The organism is Paracoccus sp. 228 (genome assembly GCF_000967825.1).
Lineage (GTDB): Bacteria > Pseudomonadota > Alphaproteobacteria > Rhodobacterales > Rhodobacteraceae > Paracoccus > Paracoccus marcusii.
On record NZ_JYGY01000002.1, the window covers coordinates 742,472 to 762,298 of the forward strand.

The 19,827-nt window shown below is 69.4% G+C and carries 21 protein-coding genes; 6 read left to right on the forward strand and 15 right to left on the reverse strand.

Going from position 1 to position 19,827, the window contains the following annotated elements:
- The first annotated feature begins 14 nt into the window (after positions 1–14).
- Complete coding sequence (locus tag SY26_RS09000) at positions 15–1,115, forward strand: ABC transporter ATP-binding protein (RefSeq protein ID WP_046000357.1); 1,101 nt, start codon at positions 15–17, stop codon at positions 1,113–1,115.
- Positions 1,116–1,128: 13 nt separating this feature from the next.
- Here the strand turns inward: SY26_RS09000 and SY26_RS09005 are convergent, their stop codons facing one another.
- From SY26_RS09005 to SY26_RS21600, 6 genes are read right to left on the reverse strand one after another with little or no spacing between them, the layout of a single operon-like run.
- Positions 1,129–2,457 (reverse strand): cytochrome P450, encoded by a 1,329-nt coding sequence (locus SY26_RS09005; RefSeq protein ID WP_046000155.1) that lies wholly within the window; start codon positions 2,455–2,457, stop codon positions 1,129–1,131.
- Positions 2,454–3,617, reverse strand: a complete 1,164-nt coding sequence (locus tag SY26_RS09010) for a hypothetical protein (RefSeq protein ID WP_046000156.1) — start codon at positions 3,615–3,617, stop codon at positions 2,454–2,456. Before SY26_RS09010 ends, SY26_RS09005 begins: the two co-directional genes overlap by 4 nt.
- Positions 3,618–3,676: 59 nt before the next feature.
- Complete coding sequence (locus SY26_RS09015) at positions 3,677–4,360, reverse strand: M48 family metallopeptidase (protein WP_046000157.1); 684 nt, start codon at positions 4,358–4,360, stop codon at positions 3,677–3,679.
- 5 nt (positions 4,361–4,365) lie between these two features.
- Complete coding sequence (locus SY26_RS19910) at positions 4,366–4,947, reverse strand: DedA family protein (protein ID WP_052715203.1); 582 nt, start codon at positions 4,945–4,947, stop codon at positions 4,366–4,368.
- Positions 4,944–6,125 carry a VWA domain-containing protein gene (locus SY26_RS09025; RefSeq protein WP_046000158.1) on the reverse strand — a complete coding sequence of 394 codons (1,182 nt, stop codon included), beginning with the start codon at positions 6,123–6,125 and terminating at the stop codon, positions 4,944–4,946. Before SY26_RS09025 ends, SY26_RS19910 begins: the two co-directional genes overlap by 4 nt.
- Positions 6,125–6,289 carry a hypothetical protein gene (locus tag SY26_RS21600; protein WP_164871398.1) on the reverse strand — a complete coding sequence of 55 codons (165 nt, stop codon included), beginning with the start codon at positions 6,287–6,289 and terminating at the stop codon, positions 6,125–6,127. Before SY26_RS21600 ends, SY26_RS09025 begins: the two co-directional genes overlap by 1 nt.
- Positions 6,290–6,413: 124 nt before the next feature.
- On the opposite strand from SY26_RS21600, the gene SY26_RS09030 reads away from it, so the two are divergent.
- Positions 6,414–8,012 carry a GMC family oxidoreductase gene (locus SY26_RS09030; RefSeq protein WP_046000159.1) on the forward strand — a complete coding sequence of 533 codons (1,599 nt, stop codon included), beginning with the start codon at positions 6,414–6,416 and terminating at the stop codon, positions 8,010–8,012.
- On the opposite strand, the gene SY26_RS09035 is transcribed toward SY26_RS09030, so the two are convergent.
- The 5 genes from SY26_RS09035 to SY26_RS09055 form a co-directional block, all read right to left on the reverse strand.
- Positions 8,009–9,313 (reverse strand): GH1 family beta-glucosidase, encoded by a 1,305-nt coding sequence (locus tag SY26_RS09035; protein WP_046000160.1) that lies wholly within the window; start codon positions 9,311–9,313, stop codon positions 8,009–8,011. The two genes, SY26_RS09030 and SY26_RS09035, sit on opposite strands and share 4 nt — an antisense overlap.
- A gap of 72 nt (positions 9,314–9,385) precedes the next feature.
- A complete protein-coding gene (locus SY26_RS09040; RefSeq protein ID WP_369799418.1) occupies positions 9,386–10,201 on the reverse strand; it encodes a metal ABC transporter permease in 816 nt (271 codons plus the stop codon).
- Complete coding sequence (locus SY26_RS09045) at positions 10,198–11,058, reverse strand: metal ABC transporter permease (protein ID WP_046000161.1); 861 nt, start codon at positions 11,056–11,058, stop codon at positions 10,198–10,200. The genes SY26_RS09040 and SY26_RS09045 overlap by 4 nt, the downstream gene beginning before the upstream one ends.
- Before the next feature lie 67 nt (positions 11,059–11,125).
- The gene (locus tag SY26_RS09050) at positions 11,126–11,980 is read right to left on the reverse strand and encodes a manganese/iron ABC transporter ATP-binding protein (protein WP_046000162.1); all 855 of its coding nucleotides are present in this window, start codon (positions 11,978–11,980) and stop codon (positions 11,126–11,128) included.
- The gene (locus SY26_RS09055) at positions 11,973–12,848 is read right to left on the reverse strand and encodes a metal ABC transporter solute-binding protein, Zn/Mn family (RefSeq protein WP_046000163.1); all 876 of its coding nucleotides are present in this window, start codon (positions 12,846–12,848) and stop codon (positions 11,973–11,975) included. The genes SY26_RS09050 and SY26_RS09055 overlap by 8 nt, the downstream gene beginning before the upstream one ends.
- 97 nt (positions 12,849–12,945) lie before the next feature.
- Here SY26_RS09055 and SY26_RS09060 point away from each other — a divergent pair, with 97 nt between their 5' ends.
- Together SY26_RS09060 and SY26_RS09065 are read left to right on the forward strand one after the other, a co-directional pair.
- Positions 12,946–13,362 (forward strand): Fur family transcriptional regulator, encoded by a 417-nt coding sequence (locus SY26_RS09060; RefSeq protein WP_046000164.1) that lies wholly within the window; start codon positions 12,946–12,948, stop codon positions 13,360–13,362.
- Positions 13,362–13,718: a YigZ family protein gene (locus tag SY26_RS09065; RefSeq protein ID WP_046000165.1), complete on the forward strand. Its 357-nt coding sequence runs from the start codon at positions 13,362–13,364 to the stop codon at positions 13,716–13,718. The genes SY26_RS09060 and SY26_RS09065 overlap by 1 nt, the downstream gene beginning before the upstream one ends.
- Before the next feature lie 24 nt (positions 13,719–13,742).
- Here the strand turns inward: SY26_RS09065 and SY26_RS09070 are convergent, their stop codons facing one another.
- From SY26_RS09070 to SY26_RS09085, 4 genes are all read right to left on the reverse strand, one after another.
- Positions 13,743–14,720, reverse strand: coding sequence for a zinc-binding dehydrogenase (locus SY26_RS09070; protein WP_046000166.1), 978 nt, complete (start codon positions 14,718–14,720; stop codon positions 13,743–13,745).
- Positions 14,721–14,817: 97 nt separating this feature from the next.
- Positions 14,818–15,081: a DUF6525 family protein gene (locus SY26_RS09075; protein ID WP_046000360.1), complete on the reverse strand. Its 264-nt coding sequence runs from the start codon at positions 15,079–15,081 to the stop codon at positions 14,818–14,820.
- Positions 15,081–15,713, reverse strand: a complete 633-nt coding sequence (locus SY26_RS09080) for a DUF1826 domain-containing protein (RefSeq protein WP_052715204.1) — start codon at positions 15,711–15,713, stop codon at positions 15,081–15,083. The genes SY26_RS09075 and SY26_RS09080 overlap by 1 nt, the downstream gene beginning before the upstream one ends.
- Positions 15,710–16,927: a GTP-binding protein gene (locus SY26_RS09085; protein WP_046000167.1), complete on the reverse strand. Its 1,218-nt coding sequence runs from the start codon at positions 16,925–16,927 to the stop codon at positions 15,710–15,712. The genes SY26_RS09080 and SY26_RS09085 overlap by 4 nt, the downstream gene beginning before the upstream one ends.
- A 121-nt stretch (positions 16,928–17,048) precedes the next feature.
- Between SY26_RS09085 and SY26_RS09090 the strand changes: the two genes are divergently transcribed.
- Both SY26_RS09090 and SY26_RS09095 read left to right on the forward strand, forming a co-directional pair.
- Positions 17,049–18,914 (forward strand): ABC-F family ATP-binding cassette domain-containing protein, encoded by a 1,866-nt coding sequence (locus SY26_RS09090; RefSeq protein ID WP_046000362.1) that lies wholly within the window; start codon positions 17,049–17,051, stop codon positions 18,912–18,914.
- Positions 18,915–19,041: 127 nt separating this feature from the next.
- Complete coding sequence (locus SY26_RS09095; protein WP_046000168.1) at positions 19,042–19,782, forward strand: MipA/OmpV family protein; 741 nt, start codon at positions 19,042–19,044, stop codon at positions 19,780–19,782.
- Positions 19,783–19,827: the final 45 nt, after the last annotated feature.

Below are 19,827 nucleotides of genomic sequence, written 5' to 3' on the forward strand. Positions count from 1 at the left end.
CCGAAGCCAAGCCGATGATCGAATGTCAGGGCGTCCACAAGTATTACGGCGACTATCACGCGCTGCGCGGGATCGACCTGACCATCCGGGCCGGAGAGTTCTTCTCCCTGCTGGGCCCGTCGGGCTGCGGCAAGACCACGCTTCTGCGCACCATCGCGGGCTTCGAGGACATCAGCGACGGCGCCATCCTGATCGGCGGCAAGCGCATGGAGGAGGTGCCCGCGAACAAGCGGCCCACCAACATGGTGTTCCAGTCCTATGCCATCTTCCCGCATCTGACCGTCGCCGAGAACGTGGCCTTCGGCCTGCGCCGCGATCCGCGCAGCAAGGCCGAAAAGGCCGCCGCGGTCGAGGAGGCGCTGGCCATGGTCGGCCTCAAGGGATACGGCGCGCGGTCCGCGCATGCCCTGTCGGGCGGCCAGCGGCAGCGGGTGGCACTGGCCCGCGCGCTGATCCTCAAGCCCAAGGTGCTGCTTCTGGACGAGCCACTGTCCGCGCTGGACCGCAAGATGCGAGAGCAGATGCAGGTCGAGCTGATCAAGCTGCAGCGTCAGGTCGGCATCACCTTCGTCCTGGTCACCCATGACCAGGAGGAGGCGCTGGTCATGTCCGACCGCATCGCCGTGATGTTCGAGGGAGAGATCGCGCAGCTGGACGGCCCCGAGGCGCTGTATGCCCGCCCGGCCACGCGGCGGGTCGCGGATTTCATCGGGGTGATGAATTTCCTGCCCGCCACGATCCTGTCCGAGGCGGGCGGCACGGTCACCGTCGATGTCGCGGGCCTGGGTACGGTCGAGCTGCCCGAACGCCAGGTCAGCCGCGCCAATCCCGACGATGCGGGTGCCGTGATCGGTTTCCGCCCCGAGACGATGACCCTGGTCGGTCCGGGCGCGACCCACACGCAGCCACGCGAGACCAACGCCACCATCGACGAGGTCGTCTATTACGGCGACATGACCTATTACGACCTGCGCCTGGACGGCGTGGCGCGGGGCGACGGCAAGTCGCGCACGGTCCGCATTTCGATGCGCAACGTCTTCGGCCGCGACGTGCAGGAGGTCGGGACGCGGACCCGGTTGGCCTGGTCGCCCGGATCGCTGGTGCTGTTCCGCTGAGGCGCGCGGCGCCTTAGCGCGGCGTCAGCCTGACCCAGATCCCGTCGCGCGCCCGGATCGTCAGCCGCGCGATCGGCATCGGCTGGCGGTCGGTCACCTCCAGCCGCCACCGCGCGGTGATTGCGGCCAGCATCACCACCCCCTCAATCATCGCCAGCCCCGCGCCGGGGCAGGCGCGCGGCCCGGCCGAGAACGGCAGGAAGGCCGCGCGGGCGCTGGCCTTGCCCTCCGGCGTGTCCCACCGGGCGGGGTCGAAATCGTCGGGCCGGTCCCACAGCCGGTTGTGCCGGTGCATATGCCACGGAGAGATGACCAGCTTTGCCCCGCGCGGCACGGGCCGCTCGCGGAACGTCTCTGGGGCGGTGGCCTCGCGCACGAACATCGCGACGGCCGGATACAGGCGCAGCGCCTCGCGGAACACGGCACGCGTGGCGCGCAGCCCGCCGACGCTGGCGAAATCGTCGAGGGTCGCGGCCTCCGCCGCCACGCGCTCCTGCCAGTCGGGATGGGCGGCCAGCAACCACAGCGCCCAGGCCAGGACCGAGGCGCTGGTCTCATGCCCGGCCAGGAACATGACCGCGACCTGGTCGATCATCTCGGCCTCCGAGAAGGGCGTGCCGGTCTCGGGGTCGGGAGTGGTCATGATCCGCGTGGCCAGATCGTCGGGCGCCGTGCCCGCCGCGATGGCCCGGCGACGTTCGCGCACCAGATCGCCGATCAGCCCGCGAATGCGCGCGGCGGTGGCGCGGGTGCGGCGCGAATGGGGCCGCGGCATCCAGGCGGGCAGGGGCAGCAGGGCCGCTAGGTTCACCAGGGGTTGAGCGGCCTGATGGTCGCGGAACGCCTCGAACACGTCGGACGCAATGCGGTGTTCGACGGGCATCGAGAACAGCGTGCGAAAGATCACGTCGGCGGCGGCATGGGCGGCCTGCGGCTCGATGTCCTGCACCCCCGGCGCCAGCCGCTGGCTGGCCGCGCGTGCGGCGGCCAGCACGGCGGGAAAGCTGTCGCGCAGGCGACCGCCGTCAAAGGCCGGGTCAATGATGCGCCGCTGGCGCGCCCAATCCGCGCCGTTCGCGATGAAGACGCCGTTGCCCAACAACGGCGCCAGACCCTCGCGCATGCGGTTCGATTTCGGAAAATCGCCCGGCCGATCCTGCAGGATCAGCCCGATCAGCGCCGGGTCGTTGCAGAAGAAGCTGTGGATGACCGGACTGCGGAATTCCGCCATCCACGCGCCGTACAGGCGTTCCGGCAGCGCGCCCAGCAGGTCGCGCCTGAACCCGCGGATCAGCCCGCGCAGCGTCCCGCGCCCCTCTGCGCCTTGGGGGCGGGGCGTCACCGCGCGCCCACGGGCCGGGTGATCCGCCCCGGCGACGGCTTGCGCCCGGCGAACCGCTGCGCCAGCGTCTGCGGCCCGGCGGTGATCGCGAAATAGTCGTAATCGCCCGGCCGATCAAAGGCGCACAGATACTGGAAATGCAGCTTGAACCATCGGTTCTTCAACGCGGCCTGCCGGTCCGGCGACAGCGTGTGCGTGAACGCCGCCGAAATCACCAGCGGCCAGCGCTGGTCCGGGCCGGCCTGTCCGCAGACCGCCACCGGATCGCACAGCGCGAAACAGCAGGCATCGCCCGGCGCCGTCACGTCCAGCCAGAACAACCCGTCGCTGCGCGCAAGCCAGCCCAGATCGTCGCGCAGTCGCCCTGCATCGGGCAGGAACGCCGCCATTGGCACCACGTGCCCAAGCGTCAGCAGCGACAGCGCCGGGCCGGGGTCGGCACGTTCGCGCAGCAGATCGGCCATCAGCGACACCGCCAGATAGGCGCCTGAGGAATGGCCGACGACCAGCACCTCGTCCGGTCCGTCGTCCAGGATCGCCGTCAGGCGGGCGCGGAACTGGGCCAGCCGGTCCTCCAGCGCGGGGGGATAGGCGCCGCGATGGCGCGCGGTGAAGGCGTAATCGTGCATCAGGTAATAGGCGAACAGCCGATGATCCAGCCGCCGCCCCAGGACCAGCACGCCCCAGGCCACCGCCAGCCCCACAGGCAGGCCCGGCCAGCCGCCGACCAGCCACGCCGCCAGCCCCCCAGCCAGCAAAGCCAGCGCCAGCTGTGCCAGCAGCACTGCGATGGGATAAAGCGCCGCGATGACCGGCCCGCGCCGCAGACGCATCAGCCGCGACAGGGTGCCCGTCGCGATATAGGTCCAGGACGTCCGCGCCAGCTGTGCGAACGTCCCCGCGATGCCCTGCCGCATCGAGGCCTGCACGATGTCGGACCACAGCGCGACCTCGATCACGGTGGTGGTGTCGCGACCCTCGACCCGGCCGTGGACGGCCCAGGCAAAGCCCTGCGCCTGCGCCTTGGTGATGCGCAGCCGGTGGCCTGAAATCCGCGCCTGATCCGCGGCCTCGCGCCGATACAGCTCGCGATAGCGGCGCGGCGGGATGGGGTCGAAACCCGGCAGGTACAGGATGTGGCGGCGGAACGGTGCGGTCATGGGGGCCCTTGACTGTCCGGCACCACCTTAGGTGGAAATGCCGCCGCGGCAAGACCCGGTCAGCCGCGCCAGCGCGCCTCGTGCGCCTCGATCGCGGCGATGCGGCGGGCGGCGGGGGGGTGGGACAGGAACCATGCGGGGGCGCCTGCGCCGCCGCTGCCGGTCAGGCGGTCCAGCTTGCGGAACAGCGATTTCTGCGGGGCGGTGCCAAGGCCCGCCTTGATCATCAGGGCGCTGGCGAAGCGGTCGGCCTCGAACTCGTCCTGGCGCGACAGGCGGGCGGCGACGGCGGTCGCGATCAGGTTGGCGATCCAGGCGCCGATGCCCGGCAGGATGCGCCCCAACACCCCCGCCAGCGCCATGCGGATCGCGTTCTGGCCCGCGAAATCGATCATCCGGCGGCGCGAATGGCCCAGGCTGACATGGCCCAGTTCGTGCGCGATGACGCTGGCCAGTTCCTCGGGCGTGACCTCTTCGGCGTCCAGCTTGCGCAGAAAGCCGCGGGTCAGGAAGATGCGCCCGTCGGAGGCGGCAAGGCCGTTCACCGGCTCGATCTCATAGACATGGGCGCGGATCGGGGGCAGGTCCATCGCGCGGCCAAGCCGGTCCAGCATGGGCGTCAGGCGCGGATGGGTCAGTGGCGTGGCCTTCTGGTTCAGCTCCTGCCGCATGCGCCATGCGGAAAAGAACCACATCGCGACCAGATACAGCGCCAGCAGGATGAAGGGCAGGTAACGCATCATGGTTCTTATATGGCGGCGCCGGACCGGCGATGCCAGAGCCTGCGCCCCGCCCAGATTGCCGCAGCGAGCACCGCGGCCGCCGCCAGCGCCTTGAGCGCCGCGGCCTCGTCCCCGCGAAAGCCGCGCCCGGCCAGACGCCCTGCGCCCAGATGCAGCGCGGCCCAGATCGCCTCTCCGGGGACCGAGGCGGCCATGAACCGCGCCAGCGACAGCCCCGCGGCCCCCGCGACGTAATTGGTGGCCGGACCAAGCGGCGTAACCAGCCAGCGCGACAGGAACACCGCTCCCGCGCCGCGCCGGGCGATCAGCGCCTGCGCCCGCGCCAGGATCGCCCCCCGCCTGCCGCGCATCAGCCACGGCCGCATCCGGCGCGCCAGCAGGAACGCCGCCGCGTCGCCTGCGCTGGCGCCCAGGACCGCCCCCACCCAGATCAGCCCCAGGTCCAGGTGCCCGGTCCCCGTCAGCGCCCCCGCCGCCACCAGCACCGCCGAGGTCGGCACCGGGACCATCATGCAGGACAAAAACGCCATCGCCCCCACCAGCCACGGCCCCCAGACCGGCAGCAGGGCCGTCAGCTGGGCGATCATCCCAGCACCCGCATGGCGCGCGTCAGCCCGTCCAGCGTCAGGGGCAGCATCCGGTCGGGAAAGACCTGCTGCACCATGCCGATGGACTGGGTGTATCCCCAATGCGCCTCGGGGACGGGGTTCAGCCAGACATGGTCGGGCCAGGCCCCGGCAAGGCGCTGCAGCCAGACCTGCCCGGATTCGGGATTCCAGTGTTCGTTGGCCCCGCCCGGTACCGCGATCTCGTAGGGCGACATCGACGCGTCCCCCACCACGATGCATTTGTAGTCGCGGCCATAGCGGTGCAGCACGTCCCAGGTGGGCGTCTGCGTGTCCCACCGGCGGCGGTTGTCGGTCCAGACGCCTTCGTACAGGCAGTTGTGGAAATAGAAATGCTGCATGTGCTTGAATTCGGCGCGGGTGGCGCTGAACAGCTCGTCCACGACGCGGATATGGTCATCCATGCTGCCGCCCACGTCCAGGAACAGCAACACCTTGACCGCGTTGCGCCGTTCGGGCCGCGTCTGCACGTCGATATAGCCGTGATCGGCGGTGGCGCGGATCGTGCCGGGCAGGTCCAGCTCGTCCGCGGCGCCGTGGCGGGCCCATTGGCGCAACCGCTTCAGCGCGACCTTGATGTTGCGGGTGCCCAGTTCGGCGGTGTCGTCGAAGTCGCGGAACTCGCGCTTGTCCCAGACCTTGACGGCGCGGCGGTGGCGGCTGCCGTCCTGGCCGATGCGCACGCCTTCGGGGTTGTAGCCATAGGCACCAAAGGGCGAGGTGCCCGCGGTGCCGACCCACTTGTTGCCGCCCTGATGGCGCCCCTGCTGCTCGGCCAGCCGCTTGCGCAGCGTGTCCATCAGCGCCTGCAGGCTGCCCAGGCCCTGGACCTGCGCCTTTTCGTCGTCCGACAGCAGCTTTTCAGCCAGCTTCTCCAGCCACCCTTCGGGCAGGGCGCGGGGGTCCAGCAGGTCGCCGACATCGACCTGTTCAAGCCCCGAGAACGTGTCCGAGAACGCGCGGTCGAAGCGGTCGATATGGCGTTCGTCCTTGACCAGCACCAGCCGGGCCAGGCCGTGGAACCCCTCGACCGTCATGCCGTCCAGGCCGGCGCCCATGCCCTCCATCAGATCCAGCCATTCCCGCAGCGAGACGGGAACCCCGTGCCTGCGCAGATTGTCCAGGAAGGGCAGGAACATCAGCTCATCCGATGAACGATGATCGTGGCGACCACGCCGATCATGGCCAGGCCAAGCGCAAAGGCCACCGCATACTGGATGCGGTCGGCGCGCGTGCCGCCCAGCTGGCCGGCGCGACGCCAGCCCAGGATGGCACCGATGATGACGGCTGCGATGACGATCATGACGGTCCTTCCCGTGGCACCAAAGGCCCCCAGCAGATACCGCGCCCGGCCCCCGCCCGCAACCGCGACCGCTTGTCCCCGCGCGGCCGTGCCACTAGCGTCGCCACCGGGACGGAGGATCGGCATGCAGGATTTCGGGGATTACGACTATATCATCGTGGGCGCGGGCTCGGGCGGGTGCGTGCTGGCGAACCGGCTGTCGGCCGATCCCGCGAACCGGGTCCTGCTGCTGGAGGCGGGGGGGGATGACAACCGCTTCTGGGTGCATGTGCCGGTGGGCTATCTCTATGCGATGGGCAACCCGACGCTGGACTGGTGCTATCAGACAGAACCGGAACCCGGTCTGAACGGGCGGCGCCTGAACTATCCGCGCGGGCGCGTTCTGGGCGGGTGTTCGTCGATCAACGGCATGATCTACATGCGCGGGCAGGCGGCCGATTACGACCGCTGGCGGCAGATGGGCAACGCGGGCTGGTCCTGGTCCGACGTGCTGCCGCATTTCCGCGCGACGGAGCGCCATTACGAACCGGCCTGCGACATCCACGGCGACCAGGGCGAATTGCGGGTCGAACAGCAGCGGCTGCGCTGGCCGATCCTGGACGCGGTGGCCCAGGCCGCGCAGGAGCTGGGCCTGCCCGCCAACCCGGACTTCAACCGCGGCGACAACCTAGGCGTCGGCTATTTTCCGGTCACGCAGCGCAAGGGCATCCGCTGGAACGCAAGGAAGGCCTTCCTGAACCCCGCCCGCGGCCGCCCCAACCTGCGGATCGAGACGGATGCCCAGGTCCTGCGCCTGCAGATGGACGGCCGCCGCGTCACGGGCGTCCTGTTCGACCAGCACGGCCAGCGCCGGCTGGCGCGCGCGCGGGGCGAGGTGATCCTGGCCGCGGGCGCGATCAATTCGCCCGCGTTGCTGGAGCTGTCGGGCATCGGTCAGCCGGACCGCCTGGCGGCCCTGGGCATCGCGCCGGTCCATGCCCTGCCGGGGGTGGGCGAGAACCTGCAGGATCACCTGCAGCTGCGCACCGTGTTCCGCATCCGCGGCGCGCGGACGCTGAACGACCGGGCGCGGACGATCTGGGGCAAGGCCGGCATCGCGCTGGAATACGCATTGCGTCGGACGGGGCCGATGGCGATGGCGCCCAGCCAGCTGGGGATATTCGCGAAATCGTCCGATGCGTTCGACACGCCCAACATCGAATATCACGTGCAGCCGTTGTCCCTGGGCAAGTTCGGCGACCCGCTGGACGATTTTTCGGGGCTGACGGTGTCGGTCTGCAATCTGCGGCCCGAAAGCACGGGGTCCGTGCACATCACCGCGCCCGATCCCCGGACGGCGCCCGCCATCGCCCCGCGCTATCTGACGACCGAGGGCGACCGACAGGTGGCCATCGACAGCCTGCGCCATGCGCGCCGCCTGATGGCGACCGCCCGCATGGCCGAGTTCGCGCCCGAGGAGCACAAGCCGGGCGCGCATCTGCAAAGCGATGCCGATCTGGCGCAGGCGGCGGGAGAGGTCGGCACGACCATCTTCCACCCGGTCGGCACGACGCGGATGGGGTCGGACCCGATGGCCGTGGTCGATGCGCAGCTGCGCGTGCACGGGCTGTCGGGCCTGCGCATCGCCGATGCCGGGGTGATGCCCGCAATCGTGTCGGGCAACACCCATGCACCGGTCACGATGATCGCGGACAAGGCGGCGGGGATGATCCTGGCGCGTTAGGTCAGCATTTCGCGGAACGCGTGCCAGCTGGCCTTGGGGGTCCGCACCATCGTGTCATAGTCCACATGGACCAGGCCGAAGCGCGGGCCGTATCCCCAGCCCCATTCGTAATTGTCCAGCAGCGACCAGTAGAAGAACCCGCGCACGTCCACGCCCTGATCCATCGCCGCCTTGGTCGCGCGCAGGTGATCGCCGATGAACCGGATGCGGGCCTGATCGTCGGTCGGCACCTCGGAGGCCATGCCGTTCTCGGTGACATACAGCGGCAGGTTGCCGGTGTGGTCGCGCGCCAGGCGGGTCAGGAATTCGGTCAGGCCCTCGGGGCGGATCTCCCAGTCCATCTGGGTCTTGGGCAGGGGGCCGGGCACCTCGGAGGCGTGGGGCCACAGCCCGTCGTTCAGGGTGTACAGGCGCCGGGTGTAGTAGTTGACCCCCAGCCAGTCCAGCGGCTGCGCGATCAGGTCCATGTCATCCTGCCAGCGGTCTGGCAGATGCGGCCCGATCCCGGCCAGCGCGGCGTCCGGGTATCCCTGGCCCATCAGCGCGCGGATGAACCACTGGTTATAGATTGCGTCCTGCGTCTCTGCCGCCTGTTCCGCCTGTTCCGCCTCGGCGGAGTTGTCGGCGGGGTGGCTGGTCTCGAAGTTCAGCACGATGCCCAGGTTCGTGGCGCCATCGGCGCGCAGCGCCTGCATCGCGGTGCCATGTGCCAGCAGGACATGGTGCATGGCGCGGCTGGCGGCACGGATGTCACGCAGGCCGGGGGCGTGGTGGCCGAGGAAATGCGACAGCCAGGCGATGCACCACGGCTCGTTCAGGGTGGCGGCCGATGCCACGCGGTCCCCGATGCGGGCGTTGATCGTGGTGCACAGGTCCGCGAAACGCTGCGCGATGTCGCGGTTCTGCCAGCCGCCCTGCGACGACAGCGCCGCGGGCAGGTCCCAGTGGTGATAGGTCAGGAAGGGTTTCAGGCCGCGTTCCAGCATGCCGTCGACCAGCTTGTCGTAGAAATCCAGACCATCGGGGTTCACCGTCACCCCGTCCGGCATCACCCGCGCCCAGGAGGTCGAAAAGCGGTAGCCGTCAAATCCTGCGTCGCGGATCAGGTCCAGGTCCTGCGGCCACAGCCGCAGGTGATCGCAGGCGCGACTGCCGTCGCTGTCATCCATGATGTTGCCGGGCGTGGCGGCAAAGGTGTCCCAATGCGACGGGCCCGCGCCGGCCGTGCCCTCGATCTGATAGGCCGAGGTGGCGGCGCCGAAGGTGAAACCTGCGGGAAAGTCGGTGCGGGGCGGCAGCATGGGGGATCCTCCTGATGGCGCAACCATGCTGGCATGTCCGCGCGGGGCGGGAAAGGGGTCAGGCGCCGCCGTTCACGCGCGCGGCGCCATCTGCCGCCAGGCAAAGGCCAGAACGAAGACCGCGGTCAGGATCACGATGATCGTGGGGGCGGGCGCGCTGTCCAGCCAGAAGCTGGCCCAGATGCCTGCCAGGCTGGCCGCGACCGCGATGACTGTGGCCAGCGCCATCATCACGGCCAGCCGGCGGGTCAGCAGGAAGGCGATGGCGCCGGGCGCGATCAGCAGCCCCACGGCCAGGATGATCCCAACCGCCGACAGCATCGCCACGACCGAGGCCGCGATCATCGCCAGCATCCCGTAATGCAGCCAGCCCACCCGCAGCCCCGACACCCGCGCCTGCACCGGATCGAAGGCCAGCAGCGCGAAGTCCCGCCATTTCAGCAGGAGCGCCAGCGTCACGGCGGCGGCGATGGGCAGGGCCTGGGCGAAATCGCCCGGCCCGATGCCCAGGATGTTGCCGAACAGGATATGGTCCAGATGCACGCCGGGCGGAAAGACCGTGAAGAGGATCAGCCCGACCGCGAACATGCCCGCCATGACGACGCCAAGCGCGGTGTCGGACTTGATGCGGCTGTTGGCGTCCAGCCAGCCCGAGGACAGCGCGCAGACCATGCCCGCCGCGAAGGCCCCGACCAGCAGGGGCAGGCCCAGGGCATAGGCCAGCACGATGCCTGGCAGGACCGCGTGGCTGATCCCGTCGCCCATCAGCGCCCAGCTCTTGAGGACCAGGAAGCAGGACAGCAGCGCGGCGGGGACCGCGACGATCACCGCGATCAGCGCCGCGTCCGCCATGACGGGAAAGGTGAAGGGCAGGATCAGCGCGTTCACGGCTGCGCCCTGACGGCATCGCGGGCGCGGCGGCGCGTGGCGCACAGCCCGTGTGTGGGGGCGAAGACGAAGGCCGCCAGGAAGATCAGCGTCTGCAGCGTCACGATGATACCGCCCGTGGCCCCATCCAGGAAGAAGCTGGCATAGGCGCCGATTGCCGAGGTCGTCGTGCCGATCACGACCGAGATTACGATCAGCCGCGGAAAGCGGTCGGTCAGCAGATAGGCCGTGGCCCCCGGCGTCACCACCAGGGCGATGACCAGGAAGGCGCCGACGGTCTGCATCGCCGCCACGGTCGAGGCCGCCAGCAGGGTGAAGAACAGCGCCTTCATGCGGTTCGGATGCAGGCCGATGGTGCGGGCGTGGACCTCATCGAAGAAGACCACCATCAGGTCGCGCCACTTCATCAAAAGGATCGCCAGCGAGACGCCCGAGATCAGCACCAGTTGGATCACGTCGCCCGGCGCGATGGCCAGGATGTTGCCCATGGTGATCGCCTGAAGGTCCACCGCGACCGGGTTCAGAGACACCATGAACAGCCCGATGCCGAAGAAGCCCGTGAAGATCAGCCCGATGATCGCGTCCTGTTTCAGCCCCGTGCGGGTGTTCAGGAACAGCATGGTCAGCGCTGCAAGCCCTCCCGACAGGAACGCGCCAAGCGCGAAGGGCAGGCCCAGCATATAGGCCCCCGCCACGCCCGGCACGATGGAATGGGACAGCGCGTCGCCGATCAGGCTCCAGCCCTTGAGCATCAGATAGGCTGACAGGAACGCGCAGACGCCGCCGATCAGGGCCGAGACCCAGATCGCGGTCGTCATGTAGCCATAGGTGAAGGGGGTCAGGGCCAGCTCGATCATCGGGCGTCGCGCGCGGGGGTTTTGCACCCCCGCACCCCCGCAGGGTATTGGGGCAAAGGAGAAACGCTCATGCGCCGCCCCCTGTCCGGTGACGGTCGTCGTAGAAGATCAGCGGGCGTTCGTCGTCGGTGAAGACGTCCACGTTGCGCGCGTCGGCGTCGTCATGCAGGTCGGTGCCGCCCAGCATGAAGTGGCGCAGCGTGCCGCCAAAGGCCTGGCGCAGGTTGGCGGGTGTGAAGGTCGTCTCGGTCGGGCCGAAGGCTAGCACCGTGCCTTTGACCAGCACAACGCGGTCGCAATATTCGGGGACCGAGCCCAGGTCATGGGTCGAGACCAGCATCACCCTGCCTTCGTCGCGCATCTGGCGCAGAAGCGTGATGATCGTCTGTTCGGTCTGCACGTCGACGCCGGTGAAGGGTTCGTCCAGCAGGATCACCCGCGCCTCCTGCGCCAGCGCGCGTGCCAGGAAGACGCGCTTCTTCTGGCCGCCGGACAGTTCGCCGATCTGGCGGGTGGCGTAATCGGTCAGTCCGACGCGGGCCAGTGCGTCGGTCACCGCCTGTCGGTCGGCAGGGCGGGCGCGGCGCAGGAAGCCCATATGGCCGTAGCGGCCCATCATCACCACGTCGCGCACCAGCACGGGGAAGGTCCAGTCGACCTCCTCCGCCTGTGGGACATAGGCGACCAGGTTGCGCGACAGGGCCTGGCGCACGGTCAGGCCCAGGATGCGCACCTGACCCGTGGCGTGGGGCAGCAGGTCCATCAGCGCCTTGAACAGCGTCGATTTTCCCGCGCCGTTCACGCCCACCAGCGCGGTGACCGAGCCCTGCGGCACGGTGAAGCTGGCTTGCGCCAGGGCGCGGTGGCCGTTGCGATAGGCGACGGTCAGGTCGGCCACCTCGATGCCCAGGGGATCAGCCATCGGCCAGCGCGTCCACGATGGTCTGCGACGTGACGCGCAGGAGGTCCAGATAGGTCGGCACCGGCCCGTCCGTCTCCGACAGGCTGTCCACATAGAGGACGCCGCCATAGTCGGCCCCGGTCTCGGCCGCGATGCTGCGGGCGGGACGGTCCGAGATGGTGCTTTCGGAGAAGATCACCGGGGCGCCCGTTTCGCGCATTCGGTCGATCAGGGCGCGGACCTGCTGGGGCGTGCCCTGGCCTTCGGCGTTGATGGGCCAGAGATACATCTCGGTCAGGCCGAAATCGCGGGCCAGATAGCTGAAGGCGCCTTCGGAGGTGACCAGATAGCGACGATCCTGGGGCAGGGCGCGGGCGGCGTCGCGCAGCGGGCCCACGACATCGGCGATCTGCTGCTTGTAGTCGTCCGCATTCGCGGCATAGGCGGCGGCGTTGTCGGGGTCGGCCTGGGCCATCGCGGCGGCGATGTTGTCGACATAGATCTGTGCCGAATCCAGCGCCATCCAGGCATGGGGGTTGGGCTTGCCTTCGTAATCTCCGCTGCGGATCGGCAGGGGGTCGATGCCCTGCGTCACCGTGACGATGGGCACGTCGCCCGCACGGTCCAGGTATTGCTGCGCCCATCCGTCCAGATTCAGCCCGTTGACCAGCACCAGGTCCGCATCGGCGATGCCGATGATGTCGCGCGGGCTGGGTTGATAGTCGTGGATCTCGGCCCCCGGCGGGGTGATCGAGCGGACCTCGGCCAAGTGGCCGCCAACGTTGCGGGCCATGTCGGCGATGATGGTGAAACTGGTGGCGACCTGCAGCTGGTCGGCGGTCGCATGGGTCGGGATCAGGAACAGGAACGGCGTTAGGAATCGATACATCGCATCCTCCAATGCCCCTGTTATCTGCGAACGGTTCGCAACTGTCAACAGTTGAGAACCAGTTGCAACTGGACCCCGGCTGCGGCAGAATGCGCGCATGACCAGACGACGTGCGGACAGGTTGGAGCAGGCGTTGCGGGATGCGGGGGTCCGCGTCACGCGTCAGCGCGCGGCGCTGCTGCAGGTGATCGCCGCGGCCGACGATCATCCGGACGCGGCCGAGCTGCATGCCCGGGCGGTCACCGCCGGGGCGGGGGTGTCGCTGGCCACGGTCTATCGCACGCTGACGACGCTGCAGGCGCAGGGCGTGATCGAGAAGCTGGAATTCCAAGGAGAGCCCGCCCGCTGGGAGGCCGCCGATCAGCGCCACCACGACCACATGATCGACGTGGACAGCGGCGAGGTCATGGAGTTCACCAACGAACGGATCGAGCGGCTGCAGGCCGAGATCGCCGCCGAGATGGGATATGACATCGTCCATCACCGGCTGGAGCTGTATGTGCGGCGGCGCTGATGCAGGTATTCGACAAGATCATCAGCGATCGAGGGTCGCGCTATGCGGTGTCGGGCGGGCCGGCCGCCGACCGGGCGGCGGTCGCCGCGATGCTGGCCGAGCTGACGCGGGTCAAGCGGTTCCAAAAGGCCACCCATCACAGCTGGGCCGCCATCCTGGGCGACGAGGGCGTCAAGGATGATGATGGGGAAAGCGGCGCGGGGCAGCTGATCCTGCAGATGCTGGAGCGCGCCGGCCTGCAGGATCATGTGGTCATCGTCACGCGCTGGTACGGCGGCAAGCATCTGGGCGGGGACCGGTTCCGGCATGTCGCCGATGCGGTGCGCCATTACCTGCGCGAGACGGGGGCGGGCTGACCCGGCAACGGGTCACCCCCTTGGTCAGGGCCGGAACATCACCTTGCCGGTGCGGCCCGGCGTCAGGGCGGCGGTCACGGCCTGGGTCGGTTCGTCCAGCCCGAAGGTGCCGCCCGCGGTCAAGTCCAGCTTGCCGTCCATGACCAGCCCGATCAGTTCGCCGAACATGCGCTGGCGATCCTCTGCCGGGGTGGCGGGCATCACCTTGGCACCCCAGAAGCCCTTGACGGACAGGTGCTTGAAGATGATCGGCCCGGCAGGCAGCTGCAGGTCCTCTCCGGTGGTCGAACCGAAGGTGACCAGCAGCCCCTCGGTCCCCAGCAGGTCGACCAGCCCGGCCGCGACCGCGCCGCCCACGGAATCGACCGCCGCGCGGGCGCCGTCCTTGCCCACGATCGCGCGCGCCTTGGCCACCCAGTCCGGGTCGCTGGTCGAGATGACGTCGGTCATGCCCATCGCGGTCAGCTCCTCGACCGCTTCGGGGCGGCGGACCAGGTTCAGCAGGCGCACGCCGCGCGACTGCGCCAGCACGGCCATGATCTTGCCCACCGCGCCGTTGGCGGCGGTCTGGATCACCCAGTCACCGCGCGACACGTGCAGGAATTCCAGCAGCGTGATGGCGCTGAAGGGCATGGCGATCAGCTGGGCCGCGGCCGCGTCTGGCATCTCGTCGGGGACGGGGATGGCGCCGGCGGCCTGGGCCACGGCGTATTCGGCCCAGGACCCCTTGAGGCCCGCGACGGCGACGCGGCGGCCCTTCAGGGCGGGGTCGACGCCGGGGCCGGTCTCCTCGACGATGCCCACGGCCTCGCTGCCGGCGGTGGCGGGCAGGTCGGGACGCACGCCGTAATTGCCGCGGATGGTCCACAGGTCGTGATTGTGGATGGGCGACAAAAGCACGCGGACCAGCAGCTCGCCGTCCTGCGGGGCGGGACGGTCGGTGTCGGTCGACTGCAGCACATCGGCGGGTTCGCCGAAGCGGTCATGGGTGACGCTGCGCATAAGATATCCTTTCGGTCCTGTTCGTTGCAGCTGACCTAGGCATTGCCCCCTGCCGTTGCCAGTGCCGGCGCGCGGGCGGTGACAGGATGACTCCGCGTCAAGCGGCCCGTTCGGCGGGAACCTCGCGGGCCAGCGCCCGCGCCTCGGCCCGGTCCAGGGCGGCCAGGATCTGATCGATCGTGGCCCCCCGCGCCCGCTGTCGCTGCCAGATCCGCAGGCAGGATGCGGGCGACCAGGGGAGGGCGGCGCGGCTCAGCCAGGCGCGCAGCGGCGCAGGCAGTGCGTCGAAGGCCGCCATGGGGTCGCGCGTGCGCCGCCGCTGGCGCTGCGCGGTCCGGCCCAGATTGGCAGAGCGGCGCATCAGCACGATGCGGCCTCCTCCACCGAATCGACCACCACCAGCAGCCGCGTCTGGCCGGGGATGGCGGGCGGCGACCGGTGCAGGATGCCCGTCGGCTGGACCCCCCAAGTCCGGCCGCGGAACAGTGCGGCGGTGCCCGTGGGCATCTGCTGGATGCGGTCGACCTGGGCCGGACCACTGACGGGACCGAACTGCGTGCCCGCCCCGCGCAGCGTGCAAAGCAGCCGTGCGCGCACTGCATCCAGATGCCATTTCGGACAGGACTGGCCATCCGTGACCTCGACCCGCAAGGTGACCATCAACGCGCCCAGGGAAAGCGCCGCGTGCTGCGCCAACTCGGCGATCTGGTCGATCAGCGCCGTGCGGTGATCGCAATCCGCCAGCGCGGCCGCGTCGCAGGCATGGCGCAGGGCCGTCGCGGCGTCCTGCGGGCGCAGGGTCTGGCGCAGACGCGGCAACCGGTCCGGCGGCAACGCGTCCAGCCAGGCCTGCCATGCAGGATCGGTGATCCGCTGCCACAGCGCGACCGCGACGCCGGGCAGCGCGATGGTCCCCAGCACGCGCGGATCGTGGCCGCTGTTCATCGCCGTCGCGGGGGCGGGGGTCGGGCGCAGGGCGACGCGCTGGTTCATGCCGCGACATCCGCCGCGCGGCGCCAGGCGGGGAAGGGGTCGGGCAGGGCGGTCCAGCCGGCCGGGTTGTCGCCCCATTCCTCGCCCAGAAGGCAGGCGTCCAGGCGGGCGCGGATGCGGTCCTCGTCCATGCCGGTGCCGATGAAGACCAGCTCCTGCCGCCGGTCGCCGAAGGGGTCGGACCAATGCGCGTCCAGATAGGCGCGCCCCTCGGGGTGGGTCGGCCAGCGGTCGCGCGGGACCGAGGCCCACCACTGCCCCAGGGGCCGGACCGAGGACAGCGCCCCCGCCAGAGAGAATTCGGCCACCCAGTCGGGCCGCGTGGCGACCCAGAAATGCCCCTTGGCGCGGATCACGCCGGGCAGGGGGCCGTTCAGCAGCTCGTGGATCTTGCGCGGCTCGAACGGCTGGCGGGCGCGATAGACGAAGCTGGCGACGCCGTATTCCTCGGTCTCGGGGGTGTGGTCGGCATGGCCATACAGCTCCTTCGCCCACATCGGATGGGTATGGGCACGGTCGAAATCAAACAGGCCGGTGTTCAGGATGTCGCGGGGCGCGACGCGGCTGTGATCCGTCTCGATGATGCGCGCGTCGGCGTTCAGCGCGCGGATGATCTTGCACGCCGCATCCACGCGGGCGGGACCGGCATCGCTGCATTTGTTCAGCACGATCACGTCGGCGAATTCCATCTGGTCGGTCAGCAGATCGACCAGCGTGCGCGCATCGGCGTCGCCCATCACCTCTCCGCGGTCGGACAGGAAATCGTGGCTGGAGAAGTCGGCCGTCAGGTTCACCGCATCGACCACCGTCACCATCGTGTCCAGCCGCGCCACGTCGGACAGGCTGGCGCCGCTGTCATCCGCGAACTCGAAGGTGGTGGCGACGGGCAGGGGTTCGCTGATGCCGGTCGATTCGATCAGCAGGTAGTCGAACCGCCCCGCCTGGGCCAGACGGCGCACCTCCAGCAGCAGGTCCTCGCGCAGCGTGCAGCAGATGCAGCCGTTCGACATCTCGACCAGGGTCTCCTGGGTCTGCGACATGCCGCCCTCGGCGCGGACCAGGTCGGCGTCGATGTTCACCTCGGACATGTCGTTGACGATGACGGCGACGCGCAGCCCGTCGCGATTGTTCAGGACGGCGTTCAGCAGGGTCGTCTTGCCGGCGCCCAGAAAGCCGGACAGGACGGTGACGGGCAGGCGGGGATCGTGGGTCATGGCAGGTCCTCGGTGCTGTGGCTGGTCAAATTAGTTATAGTATAACATTACTGATGACAATCCTGCAGCCTGCCTTGCCCGCCCCATTGACGACCCGCCCCCGATGGGCCATGCCGCGCGGATGCTGCACATCGATGACATCTCCTATTCCATCCAGGGCCGCCCGCTGTTCGCCGGCGCCTCGGCATCCGTGCCCGAAGGGCACAAGGTCGGCCTTGTGGGTCCGAACGGCGCGGGCAAGACGACGCTGTTCAAGCTGATCCGCGGCGAACTGGGCCTGGACGGCGGCGCCATCAGCCTGCCGACGCGCGCCCGCATCGGCGGCGTGGCCCAGGAATCGGCCGCGACCGCGTTGTCCGTGCTGGAGACCGTCCTGGAGGCAGACCAGGAACGCACCGCCCTGATGGCGGAATCGCTGACCGCGACGGACGCGCACCGCATCGCGGACATCCAGACCCGCCTGACCGACATCGACGCTTGGTCGGCCGAGGCTCGCGCCGCGACGATCCTGGACGGGCTGGGCTTCGACACCACAGACCAGCAGCGACCGACCAGCGACTTCAGCGGCGGCTGGCGGATGCGCGTGGCGCTGGCGGGGGTGCTGTTCGCGCAGCCCGACCTGCTGCTTCTGGACGAACCGACCAACTATCTGGACCTGGAAGGCGCGCTGTGGCTGGAAACCTATCTGGCCCGCTATCCGCACACGGTCATCATCATCAGCCACGACCGCGGCCTGCTGAACCGCGCCGTCGGCCATATCCTGCATGTCGAGGACAAGAAGCTGACGCTGTATACCGGCGGCTATGACAGCTTCACCCGCATCCGCGCCGAAAAGCGTGCATTGCAGGCCGCCGAGGCCAAGAAGCAGACCGAACGCCGCGCCCATCTGCAAAGCTTCGTCGACCGCTTTGGTGCCAAGGCCAGCAAGGCCCGCCAGGCCCAGGCCCGCGTCAAGGCACTGGCCAAGATGGAGCCGATCACCGCGCCCGAAGAGGCCAAGTTCTTCCGTTTCAGCTTTCCTCAGCCCGAGGAGCTGTCGCCCCCCATCGTCGCGATGGAGGGGGTCAATGTCGGCTATGGCGACCGCACCGTGCTGTCGCGCCTGGGGCTGCGCATCGATCAGGACGACCGCATCGCGCTGCTGGGCCGCAACGGCCAGGGCAAGTCGACGCTGTCCAAGCTGCTGGCCGGGCGCCTGACGCCGATGGCCGGCAAGGTGGTGCAGTCGAACAAGCTGCGCGTCGGCTATTTCGCCCAGCACCAGGTCGACGAGCTGTCGCTGGACGACACGCCGCTGGACCACATCCGCGCCGTGCGCCCGAACGAGGCGCAGGCGCGCCAGCGCGCCCGCCTTGCCGGTTTCGGCCTGATGGAGGCGCAGGTCGAGACCAAGGTCCGCGCCCTGTCCGGCGGCCAGAAGGCGCGCCTGTCGCTGCTGCTGGCCACGATCGACGCGCCGCATCTGCTGATCCTGGACGAACCGACCAACCACCTGGACATCGAAAGCCGCGAGGCCCTGTCCGAGGCGCTGAACGATTACACCGGCGCGGTCGTGCTGGTCAGCCACGACATGCACCTGCTGGGACTGGTCGCGGACCGGCTGTGGCTGGTCAAGGACGGCGCTGTCGCCCCCTACGAGGGCGATCTGGATGATTACCGCAAGTTCCTGCTGTCTGGCGACGCGCCCGCCGAGAAGTCCGGCGAGAAGACTCCCGAGGCGCCAAAGCCCGCCGCCCCGAAAAAGCCGAACCGCGATGCGGTGCTGGCCCTGCGGTCGGACGTGCGCAAGTCCGAGGAGCGGGTCCAGAAGCTGACCGAGATGATGGGAAAGCTGGACGTCAAGCTGGCCGATCCGGGCCTCTACAACGATCCCTACGAGGCCGAGAAATGGGGCAAGAAGCGGGCCGAGGCCGTGCGCGCCCTGGCCTTCGCCGAGGAGCTGTGGATGGCCGCGCTGGAAAAGCTGGACGCGGCCGAAAAGGGCTGACGGCGGGGTGATCATCGCGCTGTTGCGAAAATGCGGCGCATGGCCCAGGATGAGAAGCGGACAGGTTGTGCCTTGCGGGGGACGGCCATAGATACCCGGAAAGCCCTTTTTGCGCGGAATCGCCCCCATGAAATATGCCTTGGCCCTTGCCGTCCTGTTCGCCGTTCCCGCCCATGCGCAGGATTTCGGGGCAACCGGGGGGCGCACGTTCTCGGTCGATCTGGGCGTCGGTGCGGCCCTGCGCCCGGCCTATCCCGGTGCCGACGATGCCGAAGTCGCGCCGTGGATCATCTGGCGCGACGCGGGCTTCGGTCCGGTCGGTACGGCCCCTGCGCAGGGATTCTCGATCGCGCCGTCCTTTGGCACCGTGGGCAAGCGTGAAAGCAGCGACGACGCGGCTCTGACGGGGCTGGACGACATCGACCGCGCCTATGAGCTGGGCCTGCGGGTCAGCTATGGCGCGGGGCCGGTGACGGCCTATGGCAGCGTGCGCCGCGGGTTCGAGGGCCATGAGGGCATCACCGGAGAGGTCGGCGCGAAGTACCGCACCGAGCTGAGCGACCGCGTGACCCTGTGGTCCGGGGCCGAGGTCGTCTATGGCAATGACGACTTCAACAACACTTATTTCGGCGTGACGCCCGCCGAAAGCGTGACCAGCGGCCTGCCCGCCAGCGCCCCCGGCGGCGGTCTGAACGAGGCCGCGATCACCTTCGAGGCGCGCTATGCCATCAACGACACGACCGCCCTGCTGGGCGAGGTGCGCTATGGCAAGCTGATCGGCGACGCTGCCGATTCGCCGGTGGTCCAGGACGAATACCAACCCTCGCTGCGCCTCGGCGTGACGCGCCGCTTCTCCTTCGGTTTCTGATCGCCGCAGGGCCATCGGATCGGGGTCGCGCGGGGCGCGGCCCCT

What these genes read in the sequence shown, in the direction of transcription:
- SY26_RS09060 (WP_046000164.1), top strand. Translation starts at nt 12,946, where the DNA reads ATGACCAGACGACGTGCGGACAGGTTGGAGCAGGCGTTGCGGGATGCG.
- SY26_RS09045 (WP_046000161.1), bottom strand. Translation starts at nt 11,058, where the DNA reads ATGATCGAGCTGGCCCTGACCCCCTTCACCTATGGCTACATGACGACC.
- SY26_RS09055 (WP_046000163.1), bottom strand. Translation starts at nt 12,848, where the DNA reads ATGTATCGATTCCTAACGCCGTTCCTGTTCCTGATCCCGACCCATGCG.
- SY26_RS09010 (WP_046000156.1), bottom strand. Translation starts at nt 3,617, where the DNA reads ATGACCGCACCGTTCCGCCGCCACATCCTGTACCTGCCGGGTTTCGAC.
- SY26_RS09015 (WP_046000157.1), bottom strand. Translation starts at nt 4,360, where the DNA reads ATGATGCGTTACCTGCCCTTCATCCTGCTGGCGCTGTATCTGGTCGCG.
- SY26_RS09085 (WP_046000167.1), bottom strand. Translation starts at nt 16,927, where the DNA reads ATGACCCACGATCCCCGCCTGCCCGTCACCGTCCTGTCCGGCTTTCTG.
- SY26_RS09035 (WP_046000160.1), bottom strand. Translation starts at nt 9,313, where the DNA reads ATGCTGCCGCCCCGCACCGACTTTCCCGCAGGTTTCACCTTCGGCGCC.
- SY26_RS09080 (WP_052715204.1), bottom strand. Translation starts at nt 15,713, where the DNA reads ATGAACCAGCGCGTCGCCCTGCGCCCGACCCCCGCCCCCGCGACGGCG.
- SY26_RS09025 (WP_046000158.1), bottom strand. Translation starts at nt 6,125, where the DNA reads ATGTTCCTGCCCTTCCTGGACAATCTGCGCAGGCACGGGGTTCCCGTC.
- SY26_RS09065 (WP_046000165.1), top strand. Translation starts at nt 13,362, where the DNA reads ATGCAGGTATTCGACAAGATCATCAGCGATCGAGGGTCGCGCTATGCG.
- SY26_RS21600 (WP_164871398.1), bottom strand. Translation starts at nt 6,289, where the DNA reads ATGATCGTCATCGCAGCCGTCATCATCGGTGCCATCCTGGGCTGGCGT.
- SY26_RS09095 (WP_046000168.1), top strand. Translation starts at nt 19,042, where the DNA reads ATGAAATATGCCTTGGCCCTTGCCGTCCTGTTCGCCGTTCCCGCCCAT.
- SY26_RS09090 (WP_046000362.1), top strand. Translation starts at nt 17,049, where the DNA reads ATGCTGCACATCGATGACATCTCCTATTCCATCCAGGGCCGCCCGCTG.
- SY26_RS09075 (WP_046000360.1), bottom strand. Translation starts at nt 15,081, where the DNA reads ATGCGCCGCTCTGCCAATCTGGGCCGGACCGCGCAGCGCCAGCGGCGG.
- SY26_RS19910 (WP_052715203.1), bottom strand. Translation starts at nt 4,947, where the DNA reads ATGATCGCCCAGCTGACGGCCCTGCTGCCGGTCTGGGGGCCGTGGCTG.
- SY26_RS09030 (WP_046000159.1), top strand. Translation starts at nt 6,414, where the DNA reads ATGCAGGATTTCGGGGATTACGACTATATCATCGTGGGCGCGGGCTCG.
- SY26_RS09070 (WP_046000166.1), bottom strand. Translation starts at nt 14,720, where the DNA reads ATGCGCAGCGTCACCCATGACCGCTTCGGCGAACCCGCCGATGTGCTG.
- SY26_RS09050 (WP_046000162.1), bottom strand. Translation starts at nt 11,980, where the DNA reads ATGGCTGATCCCCTGGGCATCGAGGTGGCCGACCTGACCGTCGCCTAT.
- SY26_RS09000 (WP_046000357.1), top strand. Translation starts at nt 15, where the DNA reads ATGATCGAATGTCAGGGCGTCCACAAGTATTACGGCGACTATCACGCG.